The sequence below is a fragment of the Pseudomonas paracarnis genome, from assembly GCF_904063055.1.
Classification (GTDB): Bacteria; Pseudomonadota; Gammaproteobacteria; order Pseudomonadales; family Pseudomonadaceae; genus Aquipseudomonas; species Aquipseudomonas paracarnis.
In genome coordinates, this window is the sequence record NZ_CAJFCN010000009.1 from 133,077 (window position 1) to 147,019 (window position 13,943).

Annotated in this window: 14 protein-coding genes and 1 tRNA gene; all 15 read right to left on the reverse strand. The window is 58.7% G+C overall.

The genetic code is table 11. The features are described 5' to 3' along the window. Position 1: 1 nt before the first annotated feature. The 15 genes from leuA to aspS all read right to left on the reverse strand — a co-directional run bounded on the left by leuA (position 2) and on the right by aspS (position 13,917). Positions 2 to 1,696, reverse strand: coding sequence for a 2-isopropylmalate synthase (gene leuA, locus JMV15_RS19725; protein WP_038451337.1), 1,695 nt, complete (start codon positions 1,694 to 1,696; stop codon positions 2 to 4). Between the two features lie 583 nt (positions 1,697 to 2,279). Next, positions 2,280 to 2,355, reverse strand: a tRNA-Lys gene (locus tag JMV15_RS19730). 123 nt (positions 2,356 to 2,478) lie between these two features. Further along, a complete protein-coding gene (gene queE, locus JMV15_RS19735; protein ID WP_014719712.1) occupies positions 2,479 to 3,126 on the reverse strand; it encodes a 7-carboxy-7-deazaguanine synthase QueE in 648 nt (215 codons plus the stop codon). Positions 3,127 to 3,290: 164 nt separating this feature from the next. Then, positions 3,291 to 4,121: a tol-pal system protein YbgF gene (gene ybgF / locus JMV15_RS19740; RefSeq protein WP_014719713.1), complete on the reverse strand. Its 831-nt coding sequence runs from the start codon at positions 4,119 to 4,121 to the stop codon at positions 3,291 to 3,293. A 6-nt stretch (positions 4,122 to 4,127) separates the two neighbouring features. After that, positions 4,128 to 4,628 carry a peptidoglycan-associated lipoprotein Pal gene (gene pal / locus JMV15_RS19745; protein ID WP_003193861.1) on the reverse strand — a complete coding sequence of 167 codons (501 nt, stop codon included), beginning with the start codon at positions 4,626 to 4,628 and terminating at the stop codon, positions 4,128 to 4,130. A gap of 55 nt (positions 4,629 to 4,683) precedes the next feature. Further along, complete coding sequence (gene tolB / locus JMV15_RS19750) at positions 4,684 to 5,964, reverse strand: Tol-Pal system beta propeller repeat protein TolB (protein ID WP_032874245.1); 1,281 nt, start codon at positions 5,962 to 5,964, stop codon at positions 4,684 to 4,686. 17 nt (positions 5,965 to 5,981) lie between these two features. After that, positions 5,982 to 7,055 carry a cell envelope integrity protein TolA gene (tolA, locus tag JMV15_RS19755; protein WP_003193863.1) on the reverse strand — a complete coding sequence of 358 codons (1,074 nt, stop codon included), beginning with the start codon at positions 7,053 to 7,055 and terminating at the stop codon, positions 5,982 to 5,984. After that, a complete protein-coding gene (tolR, locus tag JMV15_RS19760; protein ID WP_201491880.1) occupies positions 7,055 to 7,507 on the reverse strand; it encodes a protein TolR in 453 nt (150 codons plus the stop codon). Before tolR ends, tolA begins: the two co-directional genes overlap by 1 nt. A 23-nt stretch (positions 7,508 to 7,530) precedes the next feature. Then, positions 7,531 to 8,226 carry a protein TolQ gene (gene tolQ / locus JMV15_RS19765; RefSeq protein ID WP_003193865.1) on the reverse strand — a complete coding sequence of 232 codons (696 nt, stop codon included), beginning with the start codon at positions 8,224 to 8,226 and terminating at the stop codon, positions 7,531 to 7,533. Position 8,227: 1 nt separating this feature from the next. Next, positions 8,228 to 8,683 (reverse strand): tol-pal system-associated acyl-CoA thioesterase, encoded by a 456-nt coding sequence (ybgC, locus tag JMV15_RS19770; protein ID WP_014719714.1) that lies wholly within the window; start codon positions 8,681 to 8,683, stop codon positions 8,228 to 8,230. 139 nt (positions 8,684 to 8,822) lie between these two features. Beyond that, positions 8,823 to 9,881, reverse strand: coding sequence for a Holliday junction branch migration DNA helicase RuvB (gene ruvB, locus JMV15_RS19775; RefSeq protein WP_003193867.1), 1,059 nt, complete (start codon positions 9,879 to 9,881; stop codon positions 8,823 to 8,825). Continuing rightward, positions 9,882 to 10,493: a Holliday junction branch migration protein RuvA gene (gene ruvA / locus JMV15_RS19780; RefSeq protein ID WP_003193868.1), complete on the reverse strand. Its 612-nt coding sequence runs from the start codon at positions 10,491 to 10,493 to the stop codon at positions 9,882 to 9,884. Positions 10,494 to 10,563: 70 nt separating this feature from the next. After that, a complete protein-coding gene (gene ruvC, locus JMV15_RS19785; protein ID WP_019821257.1) occupies positions 10,564 to 11,088 on the reverse strand; it encodes a crossover junction endodeoxyribonuclease RuvC in 525 nt (174 codons plus the stop codon). 171 nt (positions 11,089 to 11,259) lie between these two features. Continuing rightward, positions 11,260 to 12,006, reverse strand: coding sequence for a YebC/PmpR family DNA-binding transcriptional regulator (locus JMV15_RS19790; protein ID WP_003193870.1), 747 nt, complete (start codon positions 12,004 to 12,006; stop codon positions 11,260 to 11,262). A 135-nt stretch (positions 12,007 to 12,141) separates the two neighbouring features. Then, a complete protein-coding gene (gene aspS / locus JMV15_RS19795) occupies positions 12,142 to 13,917 on the reverse strand; it encodes an aspartate--tRNA ligase (RefSeq protein ID WP_014719716.1) in 1,776 nt (591 codons plus the stop codon). Between the last annotated feature and the right edge of the window lie 26 nt (positions 13,918 to 13,943).

The window sequence follows — 13,943 nt, forward strand, 5'->3', positions numbered from 1 at the left end:
CTCAGGACGGCACCGCAGCATTCACCAGGCTGAGCAAGCCCAGGCGCGATGCACGATTGACCGCACTGGTGACCGCTTTGAGGGAAGCGAGCAGGCTACTGCCATCACGAGCGGCGCCGAACAGCAACTGGTTGCCCACGCGAATTTCCACATAGGCCAACGCCTCAGCCTGGGCACCGTCACGGGTGGCATGTTCGTGGTAATCGGCGATATCAAAATGAATGCCACGTTGGGCAAACGCATCGACCAGCGCCGCAAGCGGGCCGTTGCCCTCGCCACTCAAGTCGATGCGCTGTGTGCCTTGTTCAAGGGTGGCCTCCAGGTAAGTCACATCGCCCTCGCTCACCAGTTTGGGGGCTCGTAACGCGTAAGGCTTGCCCTGCTCCAGGTAATGCCGGGTGAAGCAGGCAAGGATCATCTCGCCACTGATTTCCTGGCCGGAGCCATCCGCTTCCTGTTGTACCAGGCTGCTGAACTCCATCTGCAAGCGACGCGGCATCACAATGCCGTGCTGCTCCAACAGATAGGCCACGCCCCCCTTGCCCGACTGGCTGTTTACGCGAATTACCGCTTCATAGCTACGGCCCATATCGGCAGGATCGATAGGCAGGTACGGTACTTCCCACATGCCCTGTGGATTGGCCTGGCGCGCCGCAAAGCCTTTCTTGATCGCGTCCTGGTGCGAGCCGGAGAATGCGGTAAACACCAACTCACCGGCGTAAGGGTGACGAGGATGGGTCGGCAACTGATTGCAGAATTCCACCTCACGCTGGACGTGCAGGATGTCGGAGAAATCCAACTGCGGATCGATGCCGCTGGTGTAGAGGTTCATCGCCAACGTGAGGATATCTACGTTGCCAGTGCGCTCACCGTTACCGAACAACGTGCCCTCGACACGCTCGGCACCAGCCAGGCACGCCTGCTCCGCGGTGGAGACCCCAGTGCCCCGATCATTGTGCGGATGCACGCTGATGACCACACTGTCCCGGCGACTGAAGTGCCGGCAGAACCATTCGATCTGGTCGGCGAAGACATTGGCGGTAGACACCTCCACAGTGGTAGGCAGATTCAGGATCATCTTGTTACTCGGGGTCGGGCCGAACGTATCTGTCACCGCTTCACACACCTGCAGTGCAAAATCCAGCTCGGTGAAGCAAAAGGTTTCCGGGGAATACTGGAACGTCCACTGCGTATCGGGGTTTGCGTCCATGTGCTGCTTGATCTCCCGAGTTGCCTGGGTAGCAATCTCGATGCAGCCCGCCTTGTCCACATTGAAGACAACGTCCCGGAACACCGGCGCCGTCGCATTGTAAACATGCACGATGGCGCGAGGCGCGCCCTTCAACGCCTCAAACGTGCGCTCGATGAGGTGGCTGCGCGCCTGGGTCATGACCTGAATCGTCACATCATCAGGAATCGCACCGCTTTCAATCAGCTCACGGACATAGTCAAAGTCGGTCTGCGAAGCGGCAGGAAAGCCCACCTCGATCTGCTTGAAACCGACCTTCACCAGCAAATCGAAGAAACGCCGCTTGCGCTCGGCATTCATCGGCTCGATCAACGCCTGGTTGCCATCGCGCATATCCACACTGCACCAGGTAGGAGCGGCAACCTGGACAGTACTGGGCCATGTGCGATCCGGCAGGTTGACCGTGGTGAAGTGGCGATATTTGCGGGAAGGGTCCTTGAGCATCATGGCGTTTCTCCTTTTTCAGCAGTTTGTTTGTGTCAGACACACCGTCGGCGATGCCGACTGATTGGATCCAATACTAAACGAACATAGTTTGATACAAATTGCGTTGTTGAGTTTGTGGAATAAGAAAAACCAAAAAAAACCCAAGCAGACTGAAAAAACCAAAAAAAATTGCGCAAAGGCATGAAAGTCAACAATCGAAGACTTAAAAGCACGAGTTACCGGCAAGGAGCCAGGGAAAACATTTCTGACGGCAAAAAAAAACCGAGAGCCTTACTGGTGTGAGGCTCTCGGGATTTCTAAACACACGTGATTTGATACCTGTGGGTTACGCACAGGACGGGACAGGTCACCGTGAATCAAGGTCGGTCCTTTTTATTTTTCTTTATTCATATCAGCCGATTAGCTGAGCCCTTTTCTATAGTTCGCTCTTTCAAAGTACTGACAGGACTTTTTTTTTGGACGAGAGCGGGAATCTGAGCAAGGGACGGCTCACCGTCCAGTCGGTGATGCCAAATAACAGGCAAAAAAAAACCCGGAAATCCTCACTTACGTGGGCCTTCCGGATTTTCTAAACCGCCAAAAATGGTGGGTCGTGTGGGATTCGAACCTACGACCAATTGGTTAAAAGCCAACTGCTCTACCAACTGAGCTAACGACCCGCTGTGTGGTGGCGCGTATAATACTGATTTCTAAGGATTATTCAACACCTTATTTGAAATAAATCAGAAAAAACGCATTTGAACGGTAATTCGGTGGGTAGAACGCCTCTCGCAGCCGCCTGATCAGCGCCCTGGCTCGTCGTTCCACAGGTACTTGTGCAGCTGCAATTGCAGGCGCACCGGCAAATTGTCCGCCACTACCCAGTCGGCCAGGTCGCGGGCATTCAGGTCGTGATGGCTGGGCGAGAACAGCACCTCGCCCGCACGACGCTCCAGGCCATACTGGATCAGCTTGGAGGTCGCCCAGTCATAGTCGTCGCGGGAACAGATGACGAACTTGACCTGATCGTTGGCCGTCAGCAAGTCGATGTTCTCGTAGCGGTTGCGGTGGGCTTCCTTGGAGTCCGGGGTCTTGAGGTCGACCACTCGGCTGACACGCGGGTCGACCGCAGAGATGTCCAGGGCGCCGCTGGTTTCCAGTGAGACCTCGTAACCCGCGTCACACAGCCGCTTGAGCAATGGGATGGCATTGGGTTGCGCCAATGGCTCACCGCCCGTCACGCAGACGTAGCGCGGCCGGTAGCCGGCAACCTGTTCCAGGATGTCGTCGAGGGTGCGCACGGTACCGCCGCTGAAGGCGTAGGCGCTGTCGCAGTATTGGCAACGCAATGGGCAGCCGGTGAGCCGTACGAATACGGTGGGCAGGCCAGCAGTGCGCGTTTCACCCTGCAACGAGTAAAAGACTTCGGTAATACGTAATGTGTCTTGCATAGTCGCCACGGGCGTAACAGCTAAACAGGCTGTCCGCCTCCGTCAGGCACTTCAAGGGATTGCGCCAACGCGTCAACCCCATGAAGCGTGTTTCATAAAAGGGCGTGGATTCTAACGAAAAAACCCGCGACAAGCGCGGGTTTCTTCTGAACGGGCTGCATTGCTTACAAGCGTTGCAGGTCCCGCTGGGCCAACTGCGCCGCGGAGGTACCCGGATACTGGGCAACCACCTGCTGCAGAATGCCTTTGACCTTGTCGGTATGACCCAGGCGGCGTTCTACGTCAGCGAGTTTGTACAGCGAATCCGGCACCTTGGCGTGCTTGGGGTACAGCTGGCTGACCTTGGCAAAAGCCTGGCCCGCGCCCTGCAAATCACCCTTTGCCAGGTTGACCTCACCCAACCAGTACTGGGCATTGCCCGCGTACTGGCTGTTGGGGTACTTGCGCAGGAAAGCGGTGAAGGCCTGACTGGCCTTATCGAAATCCTTGGCCTTGATCAGGTCGAAGGCTGCATCGTAATACAGTTTTTCCTTCGCCGGATCACCCGGTTCACTGCTGGCGGCAGGGGCAGCCGCGGCGGCCCCTGCTGCTGCGCCACCGGCAGCGGCGCTTGGCGCGCCACCGGCAGCAGAATTATCAGGAGTAGCGGCAGGTGCAACACCGGCTCCAATACGACGATCAAGATCCTGGTAACGCTCCAGGCCTTCTTGCTTGAGCTGGTTCACCTGGTTCTGCAGCACTTCAATGGCGCCTTGTTGCTGGGCCAATTGATCCTGCATGCGTTGCAGCTGGTTGAACAGCTCGCCCTGTGCCGAGGGAGCGGACGTAGCCGCTCCCCCCGCATAGGCGCCGTTCGTGCCATAACCTGCTGGCGGATAACTGCTCCCGCTATTGTTATAGCCTGAGTTGCTATCCGTTACAGGAACCGCAGCCCACACCGCAAGCGGTGCGAAGCTGAGAGCCAATACAGTCAGAGCACGACGGCACGTTCGCATGACGAATTACTTACGCAGTTCGACGCGACGGTTCTGAGCCCACGACTGTTCGTCGTTGCCAGTTGCAACTGGACGCTCTTTACCGTAGGAAACCAGTTCCAGTTGGCCTGGAGCAACACCTTGCAGTACCAGGTAGCGCTGAACGGCTTTCGCACGACGCTCGCCCAGTGCCATGTTGTACTCACGAGTACCACGGGCGTCAGTGTTACCTTCCAGAACAACGCGAGCGCCGTTAGCTTTCAGGTCCTTGGCGTGAACGTCCAGAGCGCGCATGGCTTCTGGCTTCAGGTCCGAACTGTCGTATTCGAAGTAGAAAGTGGTGATTGCGCGCAGAGCAGCTTCTTCGCTCAGGGAGCCGTCGACCGCACCAGTGTTGGCGCCGTAACCAGCGTTTGGATCAACAGCTGCGCCTTCACCGGCATTGTCGCCGCCTTTAGAGGAGCAACCAACGGCTACGGACAGAGCCAGAGCCAGAGCAGCAAACTTACCAAACTTCAGCATTTCCATCGTGAAACTCCTAATGAACCCCAGTGTGTTAAGTACTTCTTTTTGTAGCGCCGCGTCAGTTCAGGTAAGGGGACCAGGATGGTTCTCTGACTTCGCCTTGTGCGGTAGGAAGTGGGAGCCTTACGCGTCCATTGATGGACACGAGCATCAAGACTCCCCGGCCCTGCTGGCGGGTGGCGTAGATTACCATGGTGCCGTTGGGCGCAACAGTGGCTGACTCATCAAGGTTGGTATCTGTAAGGATTTTTACGGTTCCGCGCTGCAAATCCTGGGCCGCAACCCGGAAATTAGTGAAACCATCCTGACGGTGAATCATCACCAACGTCTTTTCATCGGCCGAAAGCTTGGGGTTGGCGTTGTAGTTACCAATAAAGGTCACACGTTCCGCACCGCCGCCGTTCACATTTGCCTTGTAGACCTGAGGCTTGCCGCCACGGTCGGAGGTGAAGTAGATGGTCGAACCATCCTTACCCCAGAAGGGTTCGGTGTTGATGCCCGGGCCGCTGGTCACACGCGAGAGTTGACGCGAGGCCATGTTCATCACGTAGATATCCGGGTTACCGTCCTTGGACAGCACGAAAGCCAGGCGCGAACCATCCGGCGACCAGGCTGGCGCACCATTGAGGCCTTCGAAGTTGGTGATCTGCTCACGACGGCCAGTATCGATGTGCTGCACAAAGATGCGCGGACGACGCTGTTCGAACGATACGTAGGCAATACGCTTGCCATCCGGCGCGAAGCGGGGCGACAGGATTGGCTCACGGGACTGCAGCAAGGTCACGGCACGAGCACCGTCGTAGTCCGAGCGCTGCAGGGTGTAGCGGGTATTGTCTACAGAGAAACGCTCAGCGGTGACGTACAACAGGCGCGTCGAGAACGCCCCCTTGATACCGGTGAGTTTTTCAAACGACTGGTCCGAGATGTAGTGGGCCATGTCGCGCAGTTGCTCGGCGGTACCCGATACGCTGCCGGTCAACACCTGCTGCTCGGTGGCCACGTTGAACAACGTGTACTGGATCTGCAGGCGACCGCCGGCCGGCGTGATGCTGCCGACCATCAGGTACTGGGCACCGACGGCCTTCCAGTCACGGAAGATGACTTCGCTGGCCTGGGTTGGCTGGCTGATCATGTTGCCTTTTGGAATTGGCGCGTAGTAACCGGAGTTACGCAGGTCGTCGCTGACGATCTGGGCCATGTCGTCCGGCAGCACGCTGCCGCCCTGCCAACCGAACGGAACTACCGCAATCGGTGTGGCCCGATCACTGCCGCTGGTAACCAGGATGTTCTTTTCATCCGCCGCCGCTATCCCTGCCATACAGCAAATAACGACAAGCATTCCTCGAAGAAGGTTTCTCACAAGGCTAGATCCTCAGGTGTGAATGTCATCTTGAATGAACGATAGGGAGCGAAGTCACTTGGTTTCATTCCCTGCATCTCGGTCAACCGGCCAATATTCTTGACCGCGGCAACCGCCGAACTGTCGAACGAACCGTCACCACTGGACTTGGCCACGCTGACCGAAGTCACCGTACCGTCCGGCAACATGCCGATCTGCAGCACTACTGTCATGCCTTTACGTGCCGAAGGTGGACGTGTCCAGCCTTCCGCTGCCCGCGCCCGAATCAGGTCGTCGAAACTGCCCGCGACTTCATCGCCACGCTCATCGGCCAAGGCTTGCTGACGCTGCGGCGTGTCGGAAAGCAAATCTGCCAGGGCCTGGGCCTTTTTCTCTTCGGCGGATTTGCGTGCTGCTTCCTGGGCCTTCTTCTTGGAGGCGTCGGCGGCAGCTTTCTTCTTCGCTTCGTCGGCGACTTTCTTCTTCGCCTCGTCTGCTTCAGCTTTTTTCTTGGCGTCTTCGGCGGCTTTCTTCTTCGCGTCTTCGACTATCTTTTTCTTGGCTTCTTCAGCGGCCTTTTTCTTGGCCTCTTCTTCGGCAGCCTTTTTGGCTTCTTCTTCCGATTTCTTCTTGGCTATATCAGCCAATTGTTTCTCTTCGGCCTTTTTGGCTTCGGCAGCTTTCTCGGCTTTCTTGGCTTCATCAGCCTTTTTCGCCTCGTCGGCTTTCTTGGCTTCGTCAGCCTTTTTCGATTCCTCGGCCTTTTGAGCCGCCTCTTCTTTCTTTTGTTCCGCAGCAGCCTTCACCGCTTCCTGCTCGACCTTCTTCTGTTCCATCTGCTCGACTTCAGTCTGGCGCGCAGCCGACTTCTGGGCCTCACCCGCAATCTTCTGATTGGTCTGGGTGGTGGCCTGACTTTTCGATTTCAGCTGATACAGGGTCGCCTGCACGATCGGCTTGGCTGGCGGCAGGTCCGGGGTCATGGCAAAGCTGACAAACAGCATGCCGAACACCAGGACGTGCAGGGCTATTGCCCACACGCCAGGCCAGAAGTAGCTTTCCGAGGCGGACGGCTCTCGCTGTTGCTGCATCAGGGCGCCTCGGTAATCAAGCCAACGTTACCGACGCCGGCCTTCTGCAGCCCGCCCATGGCGCCCATGACGGAGCCGTAGTCGACCGATTTGTCACCCCGGATAAACACCTGGGTGTGCTTGCCGCCTTCGTTGCCGGAGCGAATGATCTTGGTCACAGCATCGGTCATGGCCGGCAACGTCAGGGCCTTGTCCTGCTGCTTTTGCGTCTCGACTTCGCTGCCAAGATTCCAGTAATAGGTCTTGTCAGCCTTGATCGAAATGGTCAGGACCTGAGTGTTGTTGTCCTGCGGCAAGGCTTCACTGGAAACCTTGGGCAGATCAACCTTCACGCCCTGGTTGAGCATCGGCGCGGTCACCATGAAGATCACCAGCAGCACCAGCATCACGTCGATGTAAGGCACTACGTTCATCTCGGCGACCGGCTTGCGCTTTTTGCGAGCTCGAGCGATTAAAGCCATTGGGAATTACCTGCTTATTCTTCGCTGGTGTGCACTTTACGGTGCAGGATCGCCTGGAATTCATCGGCGAAGGTGTAGTAACGGCCGATCAAGGTTTCGCTGGTTGCGGCGAAACGGTTGTAGGCGATTACTGCGGGGATAGCGGCGAACAGGCCGATCGCGGTGGCGATCAGGGCTTCGGCAATACCCGGGGCCACGGTGGCCAGTGTGGCTTGCTGCGCCTGGGCCAGGCCGCGGAAGGAGTTCATGATCCCCCATACGGTACCGAACAGGCCGATATACGGGCTGACGGAACCCACGGTGGCGAGGAACGGCAGGCCCTGCTCAAGCTTCTCTTCTTCGCGGGAGATGGCCACGCGCATGGCACGGGCCACACCTTCCATCACCGCTTCAGGATCGACACCCGGCTGCTGGCGCAGGCGCGAGAACTCCTTGAAGCCGGCACGGAAGATCTGCTCGACGCCCGAATCCGGGTCCGGGTTGCTGCCGGCCTGGCGGTACAGTTTGGACAGGTCGATACCCGACCAGAAGCGCTCTTCAAAGCTCTCCAGGGCACGTCGACCGGCGCGCAACATGTTGCTGCGCTGAAAAATCATGACCCAAGAGGTAACCGATGCGGCTACCAGTGTCAGCATGACCAGTTGAACCACGACACTGGCATTGCTGACCAGGCTCCACATGGAGGAATGGTCGACGACGGTAGGTTCCACGCTAAATCTCCTGCTTTGATTGTTGACCCGCGCCGCTCACGGCGGCAAAGGCCGCGCGTAGAGTTTCGGGAATGGCCCGAGGTTTCAAGCTGTTGGTGCGCACACACGCCACCAGGAACTGCCCCTCACAGAGCAGCGTTGCATCCGTGGCCCGCCTGACCTGCTGTTTGAAACGCAGGCTGGCACGGTTCAATTCGATGACTTCAGCGCTGACCAGCAACTCATCGTCCAGTCGCGCCGGCGCGTAATACCGCGCCTCGCTGGAATGCACGACGAATAACAGGTCCTCGCCTACAAGCTCGGACTGGGCAAAACCCAACTCCCGCAGCCGCTCGGTTCGAGCCCGTTCCATGAATTTCAGGTAATTGACGTAATAAACGATGCCGCCGGCATCGGTGTCCTCGTAATAAACGCGACAGCGATGTGCGAACGACTGATCCCCGTTTTGCGCGCGCATACTCTAGTGCTTACTCCTCAGGTTGCCAATTGGCTGGGCAACTGTTTTTTCATTCCTGAACGCTTTTGCAGTGAATCAAATGACGACGCCAGACACTGGGACAGCACAAAGCTCAGATAAATCGTCCGGCGTAAGCTTTTTAATCGTCTACCGCATCGAGGAATTCGTCTACCACGGGCATCTCTCCCAATCGTGACGGAATGTTTAGCCCAAAGTGCAGGTAAGCATGACGCGTCACGACCCTGCCCCGCGGGGTTCGCATGATGTAGCCCTGCTGAATCAGGTACGGTTCCAGCACATCCTCAATGGTATGGCGCTCTTCGCTGATGGCTGCGGCCAGGCTGTCCACGCCCACCGGGCCACCGTCGAATTTCTCGATCATGGTCAAAAGTAGGCGTCGATCCTGGTGATCAAAACCATGTTCGTCCACATCCAGCAGGTTCAAGGCAAGGTCCGCCACGGCCTTGGTGATGTGGCCCTTGGCACGCACCTCGGCAAAGTCTCGCACGCGGCGCAGCAAACGGTTGGCAATTCGTGGCGTACCGCGAGCGCGTCGAGCGATTTCAAAGGCGCCTTCCGGGTCCAGGGGCAAGCCGAGGATACTCGCCGACCGGCTGACAATGGTCGCCAGATCGGCGGTGCTATAGAACTCTAGACGTTGAACAATGCCGAAACGGTCTCGCAGCGGGTTGGTCAGCATGCCCGCACGGGTGGTCGCGCCCACCAGGGTAAAGGGCGGCAGGTCGAGCTTGATCGAACGGGCCGCCGGGCCTTCACCGATCATGATGTCAAGCTGGAAGTCTTCCATCGCCGGGTACAGCACTTCCTCGACAATCGGTGATAACCGATGGATCTCGTCGATAAACAGTACGTCATGGGGTTCAAGATTGGTCAGCAGCGCCGCCAGGTCTCCAGGACGCTCCAGCACGGGGCCGGAGGTGGACTTGATCGACACGCCCATTTCCTGGGCGATGATATTGGCCAGGGTGGTCTTGCCCAACCCGGGCGGGCCGAAGATCAAGGTGTGGTCCAGGGACTCACTGCGCCCGCGCGCGGCCTGGATAAACAACTCCATCTGTTCGCGCACGGTGGGCTGGCCGATGTATTCGGCCAGGCTCAGCGGGCGGATGGCCCGGTCCTGGACTTCTTCACGGTCACGCGGGCCGGTGGCCGCGATCAGACGATCGGCTTCAATCACTTAAATCATTCCCTTCAGGGCACGGCGAATCATGTCTTCAGCGCTCAGGTTCTTGTCCTTGATGGCCGATACGGCCTTGCTGGCTTCCTGAGGCTTGTAGCCCAGGGAGATCAGCGCATTGACCGCATCGCTTTCGGCGCTGGCGACCTGGGCCGCCGGCATATCCGGCTGGTTCGGTACCAAGGCGAACATGCTCGGTACCACCTCCCAGGCTTTGAAGCGGTCCTTGAGCTCGACCAGCAAGCGCTCGGCAGTTTTCTTGCCGACGCCCGGCACCTTGGTCAGGGCCGAGGTATCCTGGGCCGATACAGCACGCACCAACTCATCCACTTCCAGGCTCGACATCAAGGCCAGGGCCAATTTGGGCCCCACGCCATTGAGACGAATCAGCTCGCGGAAGAAATCGCGGTCGCGCTTGCCGATGAAACCATAGAGTAGTTGCGCGTCTTCGCGCACCACTAAATGAGTGTGCAAGGTTATCGGCTCGCCGACCGACGGCAGGCGATACAAGGTGGTCATGGGCACTTCCAGCTCATAACCCAACCCATTCACATCCAGAATCAGGTGCGGCGGCTGTTTCTCAGCCAGGGTGCCGCGCAAGCGTCCAATCACGGTTCAGATCCTTAAAGCTGGGGGGTCAGATCGGAGCCTGACCGCAAAAATAACGATTGCGCTGATGCTATCAGAGACGCAGGCGCCCGCCACGACTACGTGCTGCGCCCAAGCCGTGAGGCAACAGGCTGGAGCGGGTATGGGCATGGCAAATGGCGATGGCCAGGGCATCCGAGGCGTCGATCTGTGGCTTTGAAGTGAGCTTGAGCATGTGCATGACCATCATCTGCACCTGCTCCTTGTTGGCGCCACCGGTGCCGACCACGGCCTGCTTGACCTGGGTCGCGGTGTATTCAGCGATCTCCATGCCCTCCTCGGCACCCGCCACGATGGCGGCGCCACGGGCTTGGCCAAGCTTCAACGCCGAGTCGGCATTCTTGGCCATGAAGACTTTTTCGATGCCCATGGTGACCGGGCCGTAGGTCTGGATGACTTCACGCACGCCGCGATAGACGATCTGCAGCCGCTCGGCCAATTCCCCTGCGCCAGTGCGGATGCAGCCCGAGGCGACGTACACACAGCCACGCGGGGTCTGCTGCACCACGCCAAATCCGGTGATGCGCGAACCGGGGTCGATACCTAGGATTAAAGTCATAACGCCTGCGGGTTGGATTTACAAAGGTATGTGCCAGGCACACATTTGTGTAACAGCATAGAACCCCTGTGGGAGCTGGCTTGCCTGCGATGCGTGCACCTCGGTGCTTCTGTCAAGTCGAGGTGATGCTATCGCAGGCAAGCCAGCTCCCACAGTGGCTATTCATCGTTCTTAAGTGAGCTGCTCGGCCACAGACTCAGGGATGTCAGCATTCGAATACACGTTCTGCACGTCATCCAGGTCTTCAAGCATGTCCAGCAGCTTCAGCACCTTCTGCGCACCGTCCAGGTCCAGTTCGGCACTGGTGGTCGGCAGCATCACGATTTCTGCGTCGGTGCCGTTGAAACCAGCGGCTTCCAGGGCGTTGCGCACGGCGTAGAAGCTGGCGAACGAGGTAAACACGTCGATGGAGCCGTCTTCGTTGGTCACGACGTCATCGGCATCCGCTTCCATTGCGGCTTCCATCAGCGCGTCTTCATCGGTGCCCGGTGCGAAGGTGATCTGCCCCTTGCGCTCGAACAGGTAGGCCACCGAACCATCCGTGCCGAGGTTGCCGCCGCACTTGCTGAACGCATGACGTACGGCTGCCGCGGTACGGTTGCGGTTGTCGGTCATGCATTCGACCATCACCGCCACGCCGCCCGGGCCGTAGCCTTCATAGGTCAGCTCGACCATATCGTCGGTGTCGGCCGCACCAGCACCACGGGCCACGGCGCGGTCGATGATGTCGCGGCTCATGTTGGCGCCCAGCGCCTTGTCCAGCGCCAGGCGCAGACGCGGGTTAGAGCCCGGGTCACCGCCACCCTGGCGGGCCGCGACGGTCAGTTCGCGAATCCACTTGGTGAAGATCTTGCCCTTCTTGGCATCCTGACGCTCTTTGCGGTGCTTGATGTTCGCCCACTTGGAATGGCCAGCCATAACACAACTCCGAATTCTCTAGAAACCTTATCAATCCCGCCCCAGGCGAGATTTCCCTCTTTTAAACGCAAAGGCGCATCCGAAGATGCGCCTTTTTGACTGCGTACAACCTTATCGCGCTTTCACGCTGCAGCCTTACTCAGCCTTCGGCGTCTCGCGCAGGCGGATGTGCAGCTCGCGCAAGGCCTTGGCATCCACCACACCCGGCGCCTGGGTCATGACGTCCGCAGCGCTCTGGGTTTTCGGGAAGGCGATCACTTCACGGATCGACTGGGCGCCGGTCATCAGCATCACCAGACGGTCCAGGCCGAACGCCAGGCCACCGTGCGGCGGCGCGCCGTATTTCAGGGCGTCGAGCAGGAAGCCGAATTTCTCTTCCTGTTCCGCTTCGTTGATGCCCAGCAGGCGGAATACCGCTTGTTGCATCTCTTTGCGGTGGATACGGATCGAACCGCCACCCAGTTCAGTACCGTTCAACACCATGTCGTAGGCACGGGACAGCGCGCCTGCAGGGTTGGCTTCCAGCTCTTGCGGGGAGCACTTCGGTGCGGTGAACGGGTGGTGCAAGGCGCTGAAGCTGCCGTCGTCGTTCTCTTCGAACATCGGGAAGTCCACAACCCACATCGGCGCCCACTCGCAGGTCAGCAGGTTCAGGTCGTGGCCGAGTTTGATACGCAGCGCGCCCAGGGCCTCGCTGACGATCTTGGCCTTGTCGGCGCCGAAGAACACGATGTCGCCGTCAACCGCACCGACGCGATCAAGGATCGTGTTCAGGTTGGCTTCAGGGATGTTTTTCACGATCGGCGATTGCAGGCCGTCGACGCCGTTGGCGCGCTCGTTGACCTTGATGTAAGCCAGGCCCTTGGCACCGTAGATGCCGACGAACTTGGTGTAATCGTCGATCTGCTTGCGCGGCATGCTCGCGCCGCCAGGCACGCGCAGGGCGGCGATGCGGCATTTAGGGTCGTTGGCTGGGCCGCTGAACACCTTGAAGTCGACGTCCTTGAGCTGGTCGGCCACGTCCACCAGTTCCAGCGGGTTACGCAGGTCTGGCTTGTCGGAACCGTAGCGGCGCATGGCTTCTTCGAAAGTCATGTGCGGGAATTCGCCGAACTCCAGGCCCAGCACTTCCTTGAACAGGTTGCGGATCATCTGCTCGGTCAGGCCCATGATCTCTTTTTCATCGAGGAAGCTGGTCTCGATGTCGATCTGGGTGAATTCCGGCTGGCGGTCAGCGCGCAGGTCTTCGTCACGGAAGCACTTGGCGATCTGGTAGTAGCGGTCGAAACCGGCCACCATCAGCAGTTGCTTGAACAGCTGCGGCGATTGCGGCAAGGCGAAGAAGCTGCCGGCATGGGTACGGCTCGGTACCAGGTAGTCACGCGCGCCTTCCGGGGTGGCCCGGGTGAGGATCGGCGTTTCGACGTCCAGGAAGCCGTTTTCATCCAGGAAGCGGCGGATGCTGGTGGTCATGCGCGAACGCAGGCGCAGCTTCTCGGCCATTTCCGGACGACGCAAGTCCAGGAAGCGGTAGCGCAGGCGGGTTTCTTCGCCCACATCGGAGTATTCGTTGAGTGGGAACGGTGGGGTTTCCGACTCGTTCAGCACTTCCAGCTCATAGCCCAGCACTTCGATGCCGCCGGACGCCATGTTCTTGTTCACGGCACCGGCCGGACGCAGGCGTACCTTGCCGGTGATCTTGACGACGTATTCGCTGCGCACGCGGTCGGCGGCTGCAAAACTCTCGGCGCGGTCCGGGTCGAACACCACCTGGGCCAGACCATCACGGTCACGGATATCGAGGAAGATCACCCCGCCGTGGTCGCGGCGACGGTGAACCCATCCGCAAAGGGTGATTTCCTGACCTTCCAGGGTCTCGTTCAGTTGGCCGCAATAGTGGCTGCGCATCATGGTCGTGGTTTCACTTCTCGTAATTC